The 17209-nt window shown below is 72.0% G+C and carries 17 protein-coding genes; 6 read left to right on the forward strand and 11 right to left on the reverse strand.

Annotation, left to right across the window (positions count from 1 at the left end; all coding sequences use genetic code 11):
• A complete protein-coding gene (locus FHU33_RS10110) occupies positions 1-360 on the forward strand; it encodes a hypothetical protein (RefSeq protein ID WP_142025246.1) in 360 nt (119 codons plus the stop codon).
• Between the two features lie 69 nt (positions 361-429).
• On the opposite strand, the gene FHU33_RS10115 is transcribed toward FHU33_RS10110, so the two are convergent.
• Positions 430-813 carry a VOC family protein gene (locus FHU33_RS10115; protein ID WP_142025247.1) on the reverse strand — a complete coding sequence of 128 codons (384 nt, stop codon included), beginning with the start codon at positions 811-813 and terminating at the stop codon, positions 430-432.
• 87 nt (positions 814-900) lie between these two features.
• On the opposite strand from FHU33_RS10115, the gene FHU33_RS10120 reads away from it, so the two are divergent.
• Positions 901-1299: a hypothetical protein gene (locus tag FHU33_RS10120; protein ID WP_142025248.1), complete on the forward strand. Its 399-nt coding sequence runs from the start codon at positions 901-903 to the stop codon at positions 1297-1299.
• Here FHU33_RS10120 and FHU33_RS10125 read toward each other — a convergent pair.
• From FHU33_RS10125 to FHU33_RS10145, 5 genes are read right to left on the reverse strand one after another with little or no spacing between them, the layout of a single operon-like run.
• Positions 1296-1733, reverse strand: a complete 438-nt coding sequence (locus FHU33_RS10125) for a hypothetical protein (RefSeq protein WP_142025249.1) — start codon at positions 1731-1733, stop codon at positions 1296-1298. The two genes, FHU33_RS10120 and FHU33_RS10125, sit on opposite strands and share 4 nt — an antisense overlap.
• A 51-nt stretch (positions 1734-1784) precedes the next feature.
• Positions 1785-2729: a sensor histidine kinase gene (locus tag FHU33_RS10130; protein WP_170182401.1), complete on the reverse strand. Its 945-nt coding sequence runs from the start codon at positions 2727-2729 to the stop codon at positions 1785-1787.
• Complete coding sequence (locus FHU33_RS10135) at positions 2726-3604, reverse strand: MEDS domain-containing protein (RefSeq protein WP_142025251.1); 879 nt, start codon at positions 3602-3604, stop codon at positions 2726-2728. The genes FHU33_RS10130 and FHU33_RS10135 overlap by 4 nt, the downstream gene beginning before the upstream one ends.
• Positions 3605-3655: 51 nt before the next feature.
• On the reverse strand, positions 3656-5065 hold the full coding sequence (gene pntB / locus FHU33_RS10140) for a Re/Si-specific NAD(P)(+) transhydrogenase subunit beta (protein ID WP_142025252.1): 1410 nt from the start codon (positions 5063-5065) through the stop codon (positions 3656-3658).
• A gap of 4 nt (positions 5066-5069) precedes the next feature.
• The gene (locus FHU33_RS10145) at positions 5070-6605 is read right to left on the reverse strand and encodes a Re/Si-specific NAD(P)(+) transhydrogenase subunit alpha (protein ID WP_142025253.1); all 1536 of its coding nucleotides are present in this window, start codon (positions 6603-6605) and stop codon (positions 5070-5072) included.
• 403 nt (positions 6606-7008) lie between these two features.
• Here FHU33_RS10145 and FHU33_RS10150 point away from each other — a divergent pair, with 403 nt between their 5' ends.
• Positions 7009-9087 (forward strand): putative bifunctional diguanylate cyclase/phosphodiesterase, encoded by a 2079-nt coding sequence (locus FHU33_RS10150; protein ID WP_246063479.1) that lies wholly within the window; start codon positions 7009-7011, stop codon positions 9085-9087.
• Entirely contained in the window at positions 9084-9968 is an 885-nt protein-coding gene (locus FHU33_RS10155; RefSeq protein ID WP_170182402.1) for an HDOD domain-containing protein, read from the forward strand. The genes FHU33_RS10150 and FHU33_RS10155 overlap by 4 nt, the downstream gene beginning before the upstream one ends.
• 90 nt (positions 9969-10058) lie before the next feature.
• Here the strand turns inward: FHU33_RS10155 and FHU33_RS10160 are convergent, their stop codons facing one another.
• The 5 genes from FHU33_RS10160 to FHU33_RS10180 all read right to left on the reverse strand — a co-directional run bounded on the left by FHU33_RS10160 (position 10059) and on the right by FHU33_RS10180 (position 15729).
• The gene (locus tag FHU33_RS10160; protein ID WP_142025254.1) at positions 10059-11204 is read right to left on the reverse strand and encodes an acyl-CoA dehydrogenase family protein; all 1146 of its coding nucleotides are present in this window, start codon (positions 11202-11204) and stop codon (positions 10059-10061) included.
• A gap of 7 nt (positions 11205-11211) precedes the next feature.
• The gene (locus tag FHU33_RS10165; protein ID WP_142025255.1) at positions 11212-12387 is read right to left on the reverse strand and encodes an acyl-CoA dehydrogenase family protein; all 1176 of its coding nucleotides are present in this window, start codon (positions 12385-12387) and stop codon (positions 11212-11214) included.
• 487 nt (positions 12388-12874) lie between these two features.
• Complete coding sequence (locus FHU33_RS10170; RefSeq protein WP_142025256.1) at positions 12875-13666, reverse strand: formate/nitrite transporter family protein; 792 nt, start codon at positions 13664-13666, stop codon at positions 12875-12877.
• Between the two features lie 63 nt (positions 13667-13729).
• A complete protein-coding gene (locus tag FHU33_RS10175; RefSeq protein WP_142025257.1) occupies positions 13730-14902 on the reverse strand; it encodes a 4-hydroxybenzoate 3-monooxygenase in 1173 nt (390 codons plus the stop codon).
• A gap of 50 nt (positions 14903-14952) precedes the next feature.
• Positions 14953-15729: an IclR family transcriptional regulator gene (locus FHU33_RS10180; RefSeq protein ID WP_142025258.1), complete on the reverse strand. Its 777-nt coding sequence runs from the start codon at positions 15727-15729 to the stop codon at positions 14953-14955.
• 68 nt (positions 15730-15797) lie between these two features.
• On the opposite strand from FHU33_RS10180, the gene pcaH reads away from it, so the two are divergent.
• Both pcaH and pcaG read left to right on the forward strand, forming a co-directional pair.
• Positions 15798-16544 (forward strand): protocatechuate 3,4-dioxygenase subunit beta, encoded by a 747-nt coding sequence (gene pcaH / locus FHU33_RS10185; RefSeq protein ID WP_142025259.1) that lies wholly within the window; start codon positions 15798-15800, stop codon positions 16542-16544.
• The gene (pcaG, locus tag FHU33_RS10190; protein WP_211355060.1) at positions 16541-17182 is read left to right on the forward strand and encodes a protocatechuate 3,4-dioxygenase subunit alpha; all 642 of its coding nucleotides are present in this window, start codon (positions 16541-16543) and stop codon (positions 17180-17182) included. Before pcaH ends, pcaG begins: the two co-directional genes overlap by 4 nt.
• Positions 17183-17209: the final 27 nt, after the last annotated feature.

The following is a 17209-nucleotide window of genomic DNA, read 5'->3' on the forward strand; positions in this document are numbered from 1 at the left end:
ATGTTCACGTTGTTCGACGATGGAGTCAGGGAGGACCTCCCGCCCTTTGATTTGAACGATATGCCAGTCTTTGCGTTCGGCAGTACGCTTGCTGTTGCAGCTCAGCACGAGATGGATGGGGATGTGCTGATTCAGGTGGCCGTGGAGGAGCCCTGTGACCTGCTGAGAACTCCAGAACTGGCGGCTGAGGGAACTTTATTGCTGCCAACCGGACAGCTACACGTTTACACGTCAGCGTGGGTGGACGACGATGTTCTTTCCGTACGTCCGGGCAACTACGCCTTTCTGGTGCATACAAGTGCAGGTGATGAGCCGGAGTTCGTTTCCGTGGTACTGACTCGGCTTTCTGAAGCGGACTGATGTCAGGGCGAGGACTACTGCTCCGGCGTCCCGGTCAAGCTCATCGTCACCATGCCTGATCGACGGCCGTCAGCGACTGTCCCGGCGGAGTGGGTGATCCTGCGGGACCTCGACGAGCACGATGCGAACGCCGTCGGGGTCCTCGACCCACATCTCCACCAGGCCCCACGGCTCCAGCTGCGGCGGGTGGGTGACTGTCACGCCGGCGGCCGTCAGGCGGGCGTGTTCGGCGGCGACATCCCGCACCTGGAGCCACAGCGCGAGTCCGTGCGGCGGCTCCTCGGCCTGGCCGGACACCTCCAGCAGTCCGTTGCCTACGAAGTAGACGACGCCGCGGTGCTCCGGGGGGCCGAACTCCCGGTAGACCGCCAGCCCGAGCACGTCGCCGTAGAACGCCCGCGACAGCTGGGGCTCGGTCGGACGCAGCAGCACACGGCTGCTCAGAACCTCCATGCCCGCATCCTGGCGCACGGGCAGGAGGCGGCGCGGCCTGCGGACGTCACGCTCGCCGTGACGGGGCGCGGGTAATACCGTCGGGCCATGGGTGGCGAGCAGCAGCGACCGGAACCCCAGCCAGCGACCGGCAACCTGGTGGGCCGCTCCATCGACGAGTTCGTGGGCCAGCTGCGCGGGTTCACCGACCGCGCCCGCTCGCTCGCCGGCGCCGTCCCGTCGAAGTTGCACCTGCCCTCGCTGCCCAGCCCGCCGGGCGCGATGTCGGCGGCCCAGGTCGGCGCGGTCGCGCAGACGGTGAAGGCCCAGCGGCAGTCCATCGCGGCCATGCGGGCGCAGCTCGACGCGTTCGACCAGCAGCTCGGCATCCTGGAGAAGATCCTCGATCCGCTGGTCGAGTGGAGTTCCACCTGGGCCCAGCTGGAGAAGGCCGTCGGTGACTTCGTGCGGCCCACGAACGACAGCGGGAAGCCGCCGGAGATCTAGAGGCCCTCGTCCTCGCCGCCGTCCCGGGGCCTGCGGCGCAGCAGCCCCGTCACCGACCCCACCCGGTCCTGCGCGACCCGCAGCCCGTGGATCAGCGGCACCAGGTCCTCCTGGATGCGGCGCAGCGTGTCCGGCACCGTGTCGACGACGGGGTCGTCGAGCACCCGTCCCACCCGCTCGATCCCCGGCTTCAGCGCGCGCACCGGCTCCTCGAGTTCCTCCACGAGGTCCTCGAGCCGCTCGGCGATCCGCTGGGCCGAGGCGATCGTCGCGTGCGCCATCGTCGTCGCCTCGGTCAGCTCCTTGACGGTGCCGTTGAGGTCGCTCAGGGTGCGCGGCAGCTGGGCCAGCGCCTCGGTCTGGGTCTGCAGGAGGGCCAGCAGCTCGCTGAGCCCGGGGATGCGGGGCATGCCCATCCCGCGGAAAGGATCCACGTCAGCAACCGTCCGCGACGGGGTCCGCCACCGCAACCGCGCGTGCGGCGGTCAGAGCCAGGTGGTGATCCGGACCGTGGTGCCGCGCTCCGAGGAGCGCAGCTGGACGAGGTCGCAGAGCTGGTTGACCAGGAAGACGCCGCGCCCGCCCTCCTGCTCCACCGACGGCATGAGCCGGCCGATGAGGGGATCGGCGACCAGACCGGAGTCACTGAACTCCACGACGGCCGCGGCCGGCGCCACCCACATCGCGACCGTCCCGGTGCCACCACCGTGTCGGATGCTGTTGGTCGCCAGCTCCGAGGCCGCGAGCTCGAGCACCTCGACCTTCTCCTCCGGAAGGCCCACCGTGCGGGCGAACTGGGCGACGGTGCGGCGGGTGGCGGGCACGTCACCGTCGCCGTAGCTGCCGCGGAGGACGGCGTCGACCGGGCGGGGGAGCTCCGCGCCGAACAGGTCGGCGATCTCGCCCGGTGCGTAGTCGGGGCTGGTCCGCCGTCCGGCCGTCGTCCCCGCCCGCGGGTGAGTGCGCAGCGCGCCACGGACGACCGGGCGCGGGAGGTGCACCTCGTCGTACGGGCAGAGCAGTCGCCACGACGGGCCACCGTCGAAGGCCGTGTTGAGCAGCAGCTCGTGCAGTCGGCACTCGAGCAGCTCGACGTCCCGGCGGCCCACGAAGGCGGGCTCCCCGACGCCGCGCAGGCGCCGTCCGGCGGCCGTGCTCTCCTGGAGGAGGCGGTCCCAGACCGCGATGATCTGGGCCGGGTTCCGCCCGATTTCAGCCATGTCGAGGAACTTCACCGATGCGGCGTCGTCCTCGAGGGCGGTGCCGAGCAGGTCCAGCCGGGGCCGCGGTAGTGCGACCACCACCGACTCGCCGAGGCCGATCCCCTCGCGGACGAAGGCCAGCAGGCCCGTCAGGAGGTCGTCGTCCCCGCGGTAGACCAGCGCCTCGTGCTCGAAGCCGGCCGCCGGCCCGTCGACGACCGCCGTCACGCCGCGACCCCGTCGAACCTGACCCCGTCGAAAGTGACCGGGGCGAGCTCGCCCAGGGCGAGCACGTGCCACATCCGGCGGAGCACCGGCGAGGCGCCCCGGACGTCGAGCAGCAGCGAGTGAGCGTCCAGGTGCAGCGCCCACCGCGCGATGACCCGGGATGCGGCGACGTCCATGAACTCGACCCGGCTCACGTCGAGCACCGCACCCTGCGCCCCCACCGGTGACGACGCGAGGACCCGGGCGAGCCGATCGGCGCTGAAGGTGTCGACGCTGCCGGACACGGCGATGTGCCGGTCGTCGAAGAAGACCTGGAACGGCGGCGGGCCGGCGGGGGCGTGCACGAGCGGGTGCACCGTGGCGACGTCGGCGAGCGCCTCGTCGGTCAGGCCGGCGCTGTAGGCGCACATGGCGGTGAACCCGGCACCCTCGGCGATGAACCCGTCGGCCAGGTGCTCCCACTGCACCAGCCGGGGACGGGTGAGCGGATCAGCCGCGAGGTCGCTCACGTCGGCGACCACCCGCAGACCGGTGTAGCCGTCGGCGATCGCCGCACGCGTCGCGGCGTCGTAGAAGGTGCGCTGCTCCGCGGCGGCGAATTGACCGGTGGCCTCGTAGGCCTGGGCCGTGGTGAACGTCCGCAGCGCGCCGCGGGAGATCAGCGCGGCGGCGCCGGAGAAGCCGTCGCCGTCGGTGCCGATGCTGTCCAGCACCCGCTCGCCGATGGCCAGCAGCCGCTCGCCGCGCTCCAACCCGGCGGCCAGGAACCGCCGGACGGCCCGGCCGAATGCCGCATCGTCCTCGCCGTAGACCCAGCAGACGTGGTCGGCCGCGTCCGCTTCCTGGATCTCGGTCAGAACTCCGTGTGCGCGCACCTACTCACCGTAGGCCGGTGCGTCGACAGAAGACAGGGCCGCCGGGTGGGGTCACAGCGCCCGCAGGATGTCCTCGACCCGTTCCCGGGCGTCACCGAACAGCATCCGGCTGTTCGTCCGGAAGAACAGCGGGTTCTGCACCCCGGCGTAGCCGGTGCTCATCGACCGCTTGAAGACGACGACGTGCTCGGCCTCCCACACCTTGAGCACCGGCATCCCGGCGATGGGGCTGCCCGGGTCGTCGGTCGCGGCGGGGTTGACGGTGTCGTTGGCCCCGATCACCAGCACGACGTCGGTGCCGGCGAGGTCGTCGTTGATCTCGTCCATCTCGAGCACCACGTCGTAGGGCACCTTCGCCTCGGCCAGCAGCACGTTCATGTGGCCGGGCAGGCGCCCGGCGACCGGGTGGATGCCGAACCGGACGTCGACGTCCTTGGCCCGCAGCTTCCGGGTGAGCTCGGCGACGGCGCCCTGCGCCTGCGCGACCGCCATGCCGTATCCGGGGGTGATGACCACGGACCTCGCCTCGCGCAGGAGGTCGGCGGTGTCCTCGGCCGTGATCTCGGTGTGCTCGCCGTAGTCGACGTCGGAGGAGGCGACGCTGCCCTCGTTGCCGAACCCGCCGGCGATGACGGAGATGAACGACCGGTTCATCGCCCGGCACATGATGTAGGAGAGGTAGGCACCCGAGGAGCCGACCAGCGCGCCGGTGACGATGAGCAGGTCGTTGCCCAGCAGGAAGCCCGAGGCGGCCGCGGCCCAGCCGGAGTAGCTGTTGAGCATCGAGACGACGACCGGCATGTCGCCGCCGCCGATCGAGGCCACCAGGTGCCACCCCAGCGCCAGGGCGATGACCGTCACGACCGAGAGCACGACCAGGTTCGGCTCGATCACGAACACGACGGTGAGGACGACGAACGCCACCATCGCGCCCAGGTTGAGCAGGTTGTGCGCCGGCAGCATCAGCGGGTTGCTCTTGATCCGTCCCGACAGCTTCAGGAACGCCACGATCGAGCCGGTGAAGGTGACCGCGCCGATGAAGACACCGATCGCCACCTCGGCGGAGTGGATCCCGAGCAGGTTCGAGGCGACCTCCGTCTGCTCGGCGGCGTTCGCCTCCACCGACAGGTAGCCGTTCCAGCCGACGAGGACGGCGGCCAGACCGACGAAGCTGTGCAGCAGGGCGATCAGCTCGGGCATGCCGGTCATCTGGACGATGCGGGCGCGCCAGAGGCCGATCACGGCGCCGACCGCCACCGCCACGAGCATGAGGGTCAGGCCGGAGGCGGTCAGGCTCCGGGAGGCCAGCCCGATGGTGGCGGCCAGCGCGATCGCCATGCCGGCGATGCCGTAGGCGATGCCGGACTTGGCGGTCTCGTGCCTGGACAGCCCGGCCAGGCTCAGGATGAAGAGCAGGGCGGCGACGATGTAGGCCGCGGACGCGGCGGTGGTGGCGGTCATGTGGTCAGCCCCTCGTGAACATGCCGAGCATGCGGCGGGTCACGGCGAAGCCGCCGAAGACGTTGATGCTGGCCACGAGGATCGCGACGAAGGCCAGCGCGGTGACCACGGCGTCGCCGTGGCCGATCTGCAGCAGGGCACCGACGACGATGATCCCGGAGATCGCGTTGGTCACCGACATCAGCGGCGTGTGCAGGGCGTGGTGCACGTGCCCGATCACGTAGAAGCCGACGACGACGGCGAGGGCGAACACCGTGACGTGCTGGATCAGCTCGTTCGGGGAGAACGCGGTGATGCCGAACAGCACCGCGGCACCGAGGCCGACGAGGGCGAACCTCCGGCTCGGCGACGGTGGTTCCGGCGGGGGCGCCGGCTCGACCGGGGCCGCGGCGACCGGTGCGGGGGCCGCGGCCGACACCTGCACCGGCGGCGGGGGCCAGGTCTTCTCGCCCGCCCGCACGACGGTGATCGCCCGCTGGACGACGTCCTCGAAGTCCAGCACCAGCTCGCCGTCCTTCGCCGGCGTCAGGAGGGTGAGCAGGCTGACCAGGTTCTGGCCGTAGAGCTGCGAGGCCTGGGCCGGGAGCCGGCCGGGCAGGTCGGTGTAGCCGATGATCGAGACGCCGTTGGCGGTCACCACGATCTCGTCGGCGACCGAGCCGGCCACGTTGCCGCCCTGCGCCGCGGCCATGTCGACGATCACGCTGCCCGACTTCATCGAGGCGACCATGTCCTCGGTGATCAGCAGCGGCGCCGGCCGGCCCGGGATCAGCGCGGTGGTGATGATGATGTCGACGTCCCGTGCCTGCTCGGCGTACATCTGTGCCGCCCGGCGGTTGAAGTCCTCGCTCATCTCCCGCGCGTAGCCGTCGGTGCTGACCTGCTGCTCGGCGTCCGGGACGGCGACGTACTCGCCGCCGAGGGAGCGCACCTGCTCGGCCACCTCGGGGCGGACGTCGGTCGCCCGCACGATCGCGCCCAGGCTGCTGGCCGCGCCGATCGCGGCGAGCCCCGCGACACCGGCGCCGACGACGAGGACCTTGGCCGGCGGCACCTTGCCCGCCGCGGTGACCTGTCCGGTGAAGAACCGGCCGAAGGTGTGGGCCGCCTCGATGACGGCCCGGTAGCCGGCGATGTTGGCCATGGAGCTGAGCACGTCCATCGACTGGGCGCGGGAGATGCGGGGGACCGCATCCACCGCCAGCACCGTGATGGGCCGCGCGGCGAGCGCGTCGACCAGGTCGGGGTTCAGGCCGGGGCTCAGCAGGCTGACCAGCGTCGCGCCGTCGCGCAGCCGGCCGATCTCCTCGACCGCCGGGGCGTTGACCCGCAGCACGACGTCGGATCCCCAGGCGTCTGCCGCCGTCCCGATCCCGGCTCCGGCTGCGGCGTACCTCTCGTCGGGGAAGCTGGCGGCCGCGCCGGCGCCGGCCTCGACCACCACGTCGTAGCCCAGGGCCAGCAGCTTGGCGACCGTGGCCGGGGTGGCGGCCACCCGTGTCTCGCGGGTGCGGGTCTCCCGGGGAACTCCGATTCGCAACGTGGCGCTCCATTCGTCGCCGGGGAGGCTCCGTCGCCTGCCCTGGGGGCCGTCCTACGCAGTGCGGTGGTGCTCGACGCGGTGGTGCCCGGCGCGGTCCTGCTCAGGTGTGCGCCGGTGTCTGGTGATCCCGGGATCATGCCTCCTCGCGCCTCCGGGGAACGCGAAGGTCCGCCGAAGTGACGGGTTCCACACCCGGTCCTGCGCGTGCCGCCGTCGTCTCCCCCCATCGGGGGACCCGGGCACGTTCAGGTGAAGGGAGGGGGGTGCACGCGCCGATCCAGTCCCCAGCAGGGCTCCGGTCGTGCTCGGCGAGGTCCGTGCGGACCGCTGCCGGGCGTACCGGGCGGGCCCCGCCGACGCCGACCACCCGGCGACGTCGTGGAGGAGCGGAGGGAGGACCGTGTCCGTCTCGATCAGCACGCCGCCCGACGACGACATGGTGCCGCCGGAGATCGTCGCCACGGTCTTCTACAGCGCGACCGTGAGCGACAGCCTGGCCATCCTCGTCGCCGAGACAGTGGGCAGCAGCCAGCGCCTGACGTGGGGCAACCAGGGCGCGATGCAGCTCCTGGGCTACGGCCTGGAAGACCTGCGGACGCTGCCGGCCGCCCACCTCTTCCCGACCCTGGGTGGTGGCGAGCTCAAGCTGCTCCTCCGGCGCGAGCGCACCGCCCGCATGACCCTGCCGATCCGCACCGCCAGCGGAGCCACGGTCGACGCCGTCGTCATCACCACCCCCGCGCCGGGCGGCCGCACGTGGACGATGCGCATCCTCGACACCGCCAACGAGCAGGAACGTGCCCTGCGGGCCACGGCCGACGCGCACGAACGCCGGTTCTCCGCGCTCACCGAGCGCTCCCCGATCCCCACCCTGCTCTCGGAGCAGGGGATGCGGCTGGCACACGTCAACGACGCGTTCTGCACCCTGGTCGGCCTGCGGGCCGAGCAGCTCCTCGGCACGGGCTGGATCGACACGGTGCACGAGGACGACCTCGACGGCGTCATCGAGCAGGTCGCCGCCGCGCTGGACGGCGCCGAGGTGGAGATCCAGGCCCGCCTCGTCCGCGCCGACGGCTCCGTCCGGACGACGGTCATCCGCTTCGCCCACCTGTTCACGCCCGGCATGGGCGCGGGCTTCGTCGGGACCATCGAGGACATCACCGACCGGCTGGCGTTCGAGGCCAAGCTCGCGCACCAGGCCAACCACGACCCCCTCACCGGGCTGCCCAACCGCACCCTGCTGGCCCAGTACGTCGCGGACCGGTTCCAGGCCGGCACCAGCGGTCTGGCCTGTCTCTTCCTCGACCTGGACAACTTCAAGGTCGTCAACGACTCCCTGGGCCACACCGCCGGCGACGAGCTGCTCGTCGAGGTGGCGAACCGCCTGGGCGCCACGGTGCGCCCGGGCGACCTGGTGGCCCGCTTCGGTGGCGACGAGTTCGTCGTGGTCTGCGAGAACGTGGACGAGGAGGCGGCGGTCGCGCTGGCCGGCCGGGTCTCGGACGCCCTGGCGCGGCCGATGCGCCTGGGCGGGGTGGACATCCGCCCCTACGCCAGCGTCGGTGTCACCGTGCAGACCGCCGAGCACGTCGCCGCCGAGGAGCTCATCCGCGACTGCGACATCGCCATGTACCAGGCGAAGGCCAGCGGGAAGGGGCGGGTGACGGTCCTCGACCAGGAGGCCCGCGCCCAGGCCCGGGACAAGCTGCGCCTGGTCGCGGAACTGCGCGACGCCATCGAGCGCCGCGAGATCACGATGTACTACCAGCCGATCTTCAGCACCCGCGACGGCCAGCCGGTCGCCGTCGAGTCGCTGGCCCGCTGGAACCACCCGGAGCGCGGGCCGATCAGCCCGACGGTGTTCGTGCCGCTGGCCGAGGAGAGCGGCCTGATCACCGCCCTGGGCCGGCTCGTCCTCGACGAGACCTGCCGCCAGCTCGCCGAGTGGGATCACCTGCTGGGGACGGGCGTGGTGGGTCGGGGGAACGTGAACGTCTCCGCGCTCCAGCTCGACGACAACCTCGCCGCGCAGGTCGCCGCAGCCCTCGATCGCCACTCCCTGGCGCCGCCCAGGATCCAGATCGAGATCACCGAGTCGGCCCTGATGAAGGACCCGACGTCGGCCCGCGAGGTGCTCGAGCAGCTGCGCGACCTCGGCGTGGAACTGGCGATCGACGACTTCGGCACCGGCTACTCGTCGCTGGCCTACCTGCGGCACCTGCCGGTCGACTGCCTGAAGGTCGACCGCTCGTTCGTCGCCGAGCTGGCCGACGGTCACTCCGAGATCGCCTCGGCGGTCATCGCGATGGCCCGCAACCTCAACCTGTGCACCGTGGCCGAGGGGGTGGAGACCGTCGAGCAGGCCGAGGAGCTGACCCGCCTCGGCGCGACCTACCTCCAGGGCTTCAGCCTCGCCGAGCCGATGAGCGGCGGGCACACCGCGGCCTGGTTCGCCGCCCACTCGGAGGAAACCCCATGACTGTCACCCCGTTCCCGGGGGCCGACGTCGCCTCGGCGCCGGTGTTCGACATCGAGAAGGTTCTGGCCGGCATCGACCAGATGGCCGCCCAGCGGCCGGTCGCGGCCCAGATCGTCTCGGTGGCGAACTCCGACGACACGGACGCCAAGGCCCTGGCCCGGATCCTCGCCTCCGACGTCGCCCTGGCCAGCCGGGTCATGAAGCTCGCCAACTCCGCCTACTTCGGCATGCGGGGTCGCGTGACCTCGCTGCAGTTCGCGGTCACCGTCGTCGGCTTCACGACCGTGCGCACGATGGCGACCGTGGCGCTGACCGACCTCGACGACGAGTCGCGACTGCCGGAGAACTTCTGGGGCGTCACCACCAGCCTGGCGCTGGGCGCCTCGATCCTCGCCCCGAAGTTCGGCGAGCGGCCCCAGGACTCGCTGTGCCTGGGCCTGCTGGCACAGATGGGTGCGGCGCTGCTGCACCACAACGATCCCGACGGCTACACCGAGATCATCACCGCCCACCCGACGTATCCCGGCCGACGCTCGGCGGAGACCCGCCGGTACGGCATCAACAGTCTCCGGCTGACATCGGTCGCGCTGGAGCAGTGGGGCTTCCCGGTGGCGATGACCACTCCGCTGAAGGAGGTCGACGACCACCAGTCGATGGACGGCGCGCTGCTGCGGGCCGCCTTCGAGGTGGCCTCGCGGCTGACCCTCGAGGACTACGAGGACATACCGATCACGCGCATCACCTGCGGCCGGCTCCGTGAGGACGACCTGGTGCCGGTCCTGGACCAGGTCCGGTCGGACGCCGCCGAGCTGCGCCGCGCCATGCTGGGCGACTCGGCCGCCGACGACCCCGACGCGAACCCGGACGAGTGGGTCGTCTGAGAAGGCCCGCCTCGCCCGCCAGGCATAGGTACCTTTACCCGCATTTTCGGCCCGGATCTGCAGGTATAGGTACCTATGCCTGGAGCTGGTTCAGGCGTACGGGGCGCCGAGCGGGTCGACCGTCTCGTAGCTGGTGACCGTCGCGGCGAGCCGGTCCGCGGCCCAGTCGCCGTCGCCGAGCAGGTGGTCGATCGCGGTGAGGCGGCTGGTGTAGTGGCCGACGGAGTACTCCGCGGTCACGCCGATCCCGCCGTGCAGCTGGATGGCCTCCTTGCCGATGTGCCGGCCCGCGCGGCTGACCTGCAGCCGGGCACGGTCGGCCGCCGAGACGACGTCGCCGCCGCAGTCCTGCACCATCGACGCCCACAGCGCGGTGCTGCGGGCCAGCTCCAGGGACACGTACATGTCCGCCGCGCGGAACGTGAGCGCCTGGAACTTGTTGAGCGTGACCCCGAACTGCTTGCGGGTCTTCAGGTACTCCGCCGTGGTGCGCAGCGCGGTGTCCATGGCGCCGATGGCCTCGTGGCCGTAGGCGATCCGGGCCTCCCCGAGCGCCCGCTCGATGGCGGCCGTCTGGTCGCCGCCCGCGCCGAGAGCGACGGCGGCCGTGCCCTCGAAGCGGACGTTGGCCGCCCGGGTGCCGTCGTGGGTGCGGTATCCGGTGCGGGTCAGCCCGGAGGCGTCCCCCTGCACGAGGAACAGGCCGGTTCCGCCGTCGATCGCGGCGGACACGATCAGGACGTCGGCCCGAGCGCCGCTGGGTACCGGCTCCTTGACGCCGGTCAGCGTCCAGCCGTCGCCGCTCTGCGTGGCGGTGACGCCCTCGGCCGTCGGCGTCCAGCGCGTGCCGGGCTCGGCGTGCGCGAAGACGGCGATCGTCGCCCCCTCGGAGATGCCTCCGAGGAGCTCGCCCTTCTGCTCCGCCGTGCCGACGGCGGCGATCAGCCCACCGGCCAGGACGACGGTCTCGATGAACGGCTCGGGGGCCAGGACGCGCCCGATCTCCTCGGCGACGATCGCCACCTCGATCGGACCGGCGCCCATGCCGCCGTCCTCCTCGGCGAAGGGGAGGCCCAGCAGGCCCATCTCGGCCAGCCGCGTCCAGGTCTTCTCGTCGAAGCCCGGGTCCGTCTTCACGACGGTGCGGCGCTGCTCGCTGTCGGCGTAGGCGCGGCTCAGCAGGCCGCGCACCGCCTCGCGGAGGTCGTCCTGCTCGCTGTCGTAGTCGAAGTTCACGGTTGTCTCACAACCCCAGGATCGAGCCGGCGATGATGGTGCGCTGCACCTCGTTGGAGCCTCCGTAGATGGAGACCTTGCGGTAGTTCAGGTAGTGCGGCGTCGCGACCCGCGCCCAGTCGGGGACGTCGGAGCCGTCGTCCGCGAAGGAGGCCAGCGAGAGCGGGCCGGCGATGTCGACGAGCAGCTCGGTGGCCGCCTGCTGCAGCTCCGAGCCGCGCAGCTTGAGCACCGACGAGGCGGGGTGCGGCTTGCCGTCGGCGGAGTTGGCGGCCACCCGGAGCGCGGTGAGCTCCAGAGCCAGCAGCTCGTTCTCGAGCTCGGCGATGCGAGCGGCCATCCGCGGGTCGTCCGCGAGGGGGCGACCGCCGACGCTGACCTCCCGGGCGTGCTGCTTGGCCTCGGCCAGCATGCTCTTCGTGGAACCGACGCGGGCGATGCCGACGCGCTCGTTGCCGAGCAGGAACTTGGCGTAGTCCCAGCCGCGGTTCTCCTCGCCGATCAGGTTCTCCGCCGGGACGCGGACGTCTTCGAAGAAGACCTCGTTGACCTCGAAGCCGCCGTCGATGAGCTCGATCGGGCGGAGGGTGACGCCGGGGGAGTCCATCGGGAAGACCAGCAACGAGATGCCGCGCTGCTTCTTCTCCGCGCCCGGGTCGGTGCGGACCAGGCAGAAGATCCAGTCGGCGTGCTGGCCGAGCGTCGTCCAGGTCTTCTGACCGTTGACGACCCAGTCGTCGCCGTCGCGGACGGCGGTGGTGCGCAGGGAGGCGAGGTCGGACCCGGCGTCAGGCTCGGAGAAGCCCTGGCACCACCAGATGTCGAGGTTGGCCGTCTTCGGCAGGAAGCGCTCCTTCTGCTCCTGGTTGCCGAAGGCCGCGATGACGGGTCCGATCATGCTGGTGTTGAAGGCCAGCGGCTCCGGCACGTTGGCCAGCTGCATCTCCTCGCGCCAGATGTGGCGCTGCAGCGGCGTCCAGTCCCGGCCACCCCACTCGACCGGCCAGTGCGGCACGGCCAGCCCGGCGGCGTCGAGCACGCGCTGGGTCTCGACGTACTGCTCCTTGCTCACGTGCCGGTGGGCCGCGACGGTGTCGCGGATCTCCTGCGGCACCTGGGTGGTGAAGAAGGTCCGCATCTCCTCCCGAAAGGCTTCGAGCTCCGGGGACAGCTGCAACCGCATCGATCCTCTTTCCTGACGGCGGCATGGCGACGGCGGCAGCGCCGTCACGACGTGGCCCCGACGATCCCACATTCCTTACCGGCGGGTAGCTCCGGCCCGGCGGACGGCGTGGCGGCGTGATCCCCGCATCCCGCGTGCCAGCGGTCCGTCAGCGGGCGTGGTGGGTGGTGCCCCCTCTCCGTGCAGCCCGTTCCGTCACGCGGCGAGTGGGCAGCGGCGTCGCGGGCCCGGGTCCTGCCGCGCATGGCCTCGTCGACGCGGGTCGCCACCCGATGGCGGGAAGTGACAGAGGCGTGTCATCGCCGCCGTCGCACCGGCCGGGGATGGTCGTCCCGTGACCGACGCACGGCGGGTGGCCGTAGCCCTGTTCGAGGGCGTCGAGATGCTGGACGTCACCGGACCGGCCGACGTGCTCGCCATGGCCACCCGGCTCCTGGCGACGGAGGGGCGGCCCGGCTACCAACCGCCGGACCGGTGGGCGGTGCGATCAGCCGTCCGATCCACGCGCGGTCCGTGCCTGGACCGCGTGGGTGAGCGTCATCAGCAGGATGCCGCCGAGCAGGTTGCCCGCCGCGGCCAGCCCGATGTTGAGCGCGAGGTCGGCGTAACCGATCGCCGCGCCCAGCCAGATGCCGAAGAGCAGGTGCAGCGCCGAGACGACGACGTGGTCGAAGGGCCCGAGGGCGAGGAACGCACCCACCACCCAGGCCAGGGCCATGCGGCTGCCGGTGGAGTCGGCCGAGTGCAGCAGGAACGACAGCAGGGTGAGCAGCGCCCCGGCGGCGATCGCGCGCGTGAAGGTGGCCAGCGACTCCTTGCCGGCGATGTGTTCGGCCACGCCGGCGAGGACCTCGTGGGCGCCCGAGGGGAGCGCTCCCGGCACCACGAAGATGCCGGTCATCACCGCGCCGCCGACCAGGTTCAGCACCAGGACGACGCCCCAGAGCCGGCCGAGCTCCAGCCACGGCGCCCGGCCCGAACGGTCGATGGCGGTGGCGACCGGGTCGAAGAAGTTCTCGGTGAACAGCTCCGTGCGCCCGACGACCAGGAACACGACGCCCACGCCGAACGCCAGCGCACCGGCGAGGTCGGCGGGCCCGGCGCCGAACGCCGGCTCGAGCAGGTCGTGCACCATGCCGAGGGCCACGATGCCGAAGACGATCGTGACGCCGGCGATGAAACCGCTGGAGGCCTGTTCCGCCAGCGGCATGGTGAGTCGGCGCTCGCCCTCGTCCTTGGCGCGCGCGTAGATGGTGTCGGGATCCGGGGGGCGCGCCATCCCGGTTCCCTACCGCGAAGGGCGGGCGGTCATGCCCGACCGGCGGTACCGCCGGGCGGCGCGTCAGACGTCCAGCGGGAGGCCGGTGTAGTTCTCGGCGAGCTCGCGAGCGGCGGGCTCCGACGAGCACACCCGGCGCAGCTGGGAGAGCTGGAGCTCGGCGTCGAAGTCGTCGCCGGAGCGGTGCAGCATCGAGGTCATGGACCAGGAGAAGTGCGTGCACCGCCACACGCGGGCCAGCGCCCGGTCGGAGTAGCTGTCGACCAGGTCGGTCCGGCCCTCCGTCAACAGCCGGACCAGGGCGGAGGCCAGCAGCGTCACGTCGGCGACGGCGAGGTTGAGGCCCTTCGCCCCGGTCGGCGGCACGATGTGCGCGGCGTCGCCGGCGAGGAACAGCCGGCCACGGCGCATCGGGGCGCTCACGAACGAACGCATCGGCAGCACCGACTTCTCGGTGATCGTGCCGGTGGTGAGCTCCCAGCCGTCGAGGGCGAACCGCTTGGCGAGGTTGTCCCAGATCCGGTCGTCGGACCAGTCCTCGATCTTCTCCGACGGGTCCACCTGCAGGTAGAGCCGGGACACCGTCGGCGAGCGCATCGAGTAGAGCCCGAAGCCCTCGGGGTGCCAGGCGTAGATCAGCTCGTCGGTCGCCGGCGCGGCGTCGGCCAGGACGCCGAGCCACGCGTAGGGGTAGGTGCGCTCCCAGGTCCGACCCGGGGAGCCCTGCTGAACGACCGCCCGCGAGGGTCCGTGGAAGCCGTCGGTACCCGCGATCACGTCGCACTCGAGCACCTGGGGGTTGCCCTCGGCGTCGGTGAACCGGATCCGCGGGGAGTCGGAGTCCACGTCCTCCGGGGTGACGTCGGAGACCTCGAACAGCAGCGGCGGGCCGCCGTCCAGCTGTGCCTTGATGAGGTCCTTGGTGACCTCGGTCTGCCCGTAGACCCACACCGTGCGGCCGCACAGCTCCGGGAAGTCCAGCTTGTGGCGCGTCCCCGGGTACTGCAGGTAGATGCCGTGGTGCTCGAGGCCCTCGCGGTGCAGCCGGTCGCCGAGCCCGGCGTCGGTGAGCGTGTCGACGGTGTGCTGCTCGAGGATGCCGGCCCGGATCCGCGCCTCGACGTACTCCCGGGAGCGGTTCTCCAGGACGACGTTGTCGACGCCCTGCAGCGTCAGCAGCCGGGACAGGAGGAGACCGGCCGGACCGGCCCCGATGATGCCAACCTGGGTGCGCACGGGCCGAGTGTGACCGCCGCGACGGTCGACTGGGAACGCCGGCCTTCCGGTCAGTGGAAGTCGCGGGTGCGGGCCAGTTCCCGGCCGATGCCTCGGGCGGCGACCTGCAGCACGGGCACGAGGCGGGGGAGGTCCCGCCGGTGCGGGGGGACGACGATGCCGAGCGCCGCGACGACGACGGGGCCACTGCGCCGCTCCACCTGCACCGGCACCGCCAGCGACGCCGCGCCCGCGGACATCTCCTCCGACGTCCGCGCGTACTGGCGGCGACGGACCTCGGCGAGCTCCCGGCGCAGCCGACCGGGCTCGACCACCGTGTGCCGCGTCTGGCGGGTGAGTGAGCGCATCGCCTGTTCCACCACGTCGAGCGGGGCAGCGGCCAGGAGCACCTTGCCCACCCCGGTCGCATGCAGCGGCAGCCGGCTGCCGACCTGGCTGACGATCGGCACCGACTCGCGGCCGGAGATCCGCTCGACGTAGAGCGCCTGCAGTCCCTCGCGGACGGCGAGGTGGACCGTGTCGCGGATGGTGGTGTGCAGGTCCTGGAGGAAGGGCGCGGCCACCTGGCGCAGCTCCAACTGGACCGGCGCCAGCAGCCCGAGGTCCCAGAGCTTGCGGCCGATCTCGTAGTGGCCGTCGGAGCGCCGGACCAGCGCCCCCCAGTCGGTCAGTTCGCCGAGCAGGCGGTGGGCCGTCGTCAACGGCGTGCCCGACCGCTCGGCGATCTCGGAGAGGGTGAGCCGCGGGGCGCTGCTGTCGAAGGCGTCGAGGATGGCCAGGGCGCGGGAGGTCACCGAGCGGCCGGGCGTGCCGCTGCGGCCGGCCATGCGCGCTCCTCCCGCCCAGTGGAAGTCCGGGCTTGGGCAGCCTAGCCCGTCCGCCGTACGGTCCCGGCATGACCGGGACCACATCCGGTAGCCGGCTGCACGTGCCGAGCTACCTGCGCGAGGACGACTCGCTGCGCACGCCCGTCGGCTTCCCCGACTACAGGAGCACCGGGCTCCGCGCGCCGCTGCGGACCCCGGTCGACCTGCCGCACCGGCTGACCGAGGTCACCGGCCCGGTACTCGGCGAGGACAGGGTCCAGTCGCAGGACGCCGACCTGACCCTGCGCAACGGCGGTGAGGCCGTGGGCCAGCGGATCCTCGTGTACGGCCAGGTCCTCGACAGCGGCGGCCGCCCGGTGCCCGATGCGCTGGTCGAGGTCTGGCAGGCCAACGCCGGCGGCCGCTACCGGCACGTCGTGGACAACTGGCCGGCGCCGCTGGACCCGCACTTCGACGGGCTGGGCCGCGTGGTCACCGACAGCCTCGGCCGGTACGAGTTCCTGACGATCAAGCCCGGCGCCTACCCCTGGGGCAACCACCACAACGCGTGGCGCCCGGCGCACATCCACTTCAGCCTGTTCGGGCGGGCGTTCACCCAGCGCCTGGTCACGCAGATGTACTTCCCCGACGATCCGCTGTTCGGCCAGGACCCGATCTACAACGCCATCCCGCCCGCGGCGCGGCACCGGGCGATCAGCCGCTACTCCCTCGAGCGGACGCAGGACAACTGGGCGCTGGCTTTCGAGTGGAACATCGTGCTGCGCGGCACGGACCAGACGCCTTTCGAGACCGACGACGACGGAGACGTGGCGTGAACCCGCTGGACGTTCCTGAGGCGACCGGCCCGTACCAGCCCCGCTCCGGCCGGCGCGGCAGCGGATTCCTGACCGAGCCCTTCCGGCTGGGCACCACCCCGAGCGCCACCGTCGGCCCCTACCTGGCCATCGGGCTGACCTGGCCGGACGGCATCTGGGCCGCGGACGAGGGCGCCGAGGGCGGCGTCTGGATCCGCGGCCGGGTGTTCGACGGCGCCGGCGACGTCGTCCCCGATGCCATGGTGGAGACCTGGCAGGCAGACCCGGACGGCGGCTTTCCGTCGCCGGAGGACCCGCGCGGTGCAGCGTCCTACCCCGGGTTCCGCGGGTACGCCCGCGCGCAGACCCTCACCGGCGAGTTCGGCGTCTTCACACTCAAGCCCGGCCGGGTGCCCGACGGCGAGGGGGGCCTGCAGGCGCCGCACATCGACGTCTCGGTGTTCGCCCGCGGCATCCTCGACCGGGTCGTCACCCGCATCTACTTCGCCGACGAGGCCGGGGCCAACGCCGAGGACGTCGTCCTGCGCGGCCTGCCCGAGGACCGGCGGAGCACGCTGGTCGCCGAGCGGACCGACGACGGCTACCGGTTCGACATCCACCTCCAGGGCGACCGGGAGACGGTGTTCTTCGCGGTATGACGTCGCGGGCACGGTATGAACTCCCTG

This window comes from Blastococcus colisei, assembly GCF_006717095.1.
Taxonomy (GTDB): Bacteria; Actinomycetota; Actinomycetes; order Mycobacteriales; family Geodermatophilaceae; genus Blastococcus_B; species Blastococcus_B colisei.

Excerpts from the sequence above, each read along its gene's own strand:
- FHU33_RS10180 (WP_142025258.1), bottom strand. The coding sequence starts at position 15,729 with ATGGCCGGCCGCAGCGGCACGCCCGGCCGCTCGGTGACCTCCCGCGCC.
- FHU33_RS10120 (WP_142025248.1), top strand. The coding sequence starts at position 901 with ATGGGTGGCGAGCAGCAGCGACCGGAACCCCAGCCAGCGACCGGCAAC.
- FHU33_RS10155 (WP_170182402.1), top strand. The coding sequence starts at position 9,084 with ATGACTGTCACCCCGTTCCCGGGGGCCGACGTCGCCTCGGCGCCGGTG.
- FHU33_RS10170 (WP_142025256.1), bottom strand. The coding sequence starts at position 13,666 with ATGGCGCGCCCCCCGGATCCCGACACCATCTACGCGCGCGCCAAGGAC.
- pntB (WP_142025252.1), bottom strand. The coding sequence starts at position 5,065 with ATGACCGCCACCACCGCCGCGTCCGCGGCCTACATCGTCGCCGCCCTG.
- FHU33_RS10115 (WP_142025247.1), bottom strand. The coding sequence starts at position 813 with ATGGAGGTTCTGAGCAGCCGTGTGCTGCTGCGTCCGACCGAGCCCCAG.
- FHU33_RS10110 (WP_142025246.1), top strand. The coding sequence starts at position 1 with ATGTTCACGTTGTTCGACGATGGAGTCAGGGAGGACCTCCCGCCCTTT.
- pcaH (WP_142025259.1), top strand. The coding sequence starts at position 15,798 with ATGACCGGGACCACATCCGGTAGCCGGCTGCACGTGCCGAGCTACCTG.
- FHU33_RS10165 (WP_142025255.1), bottom strand. The coding sequence starts at position 12,387 with ATGCGGTTGCAGCTGTCCCCGGAGCTCGAAGCCTTTCGGGAGGAGATG.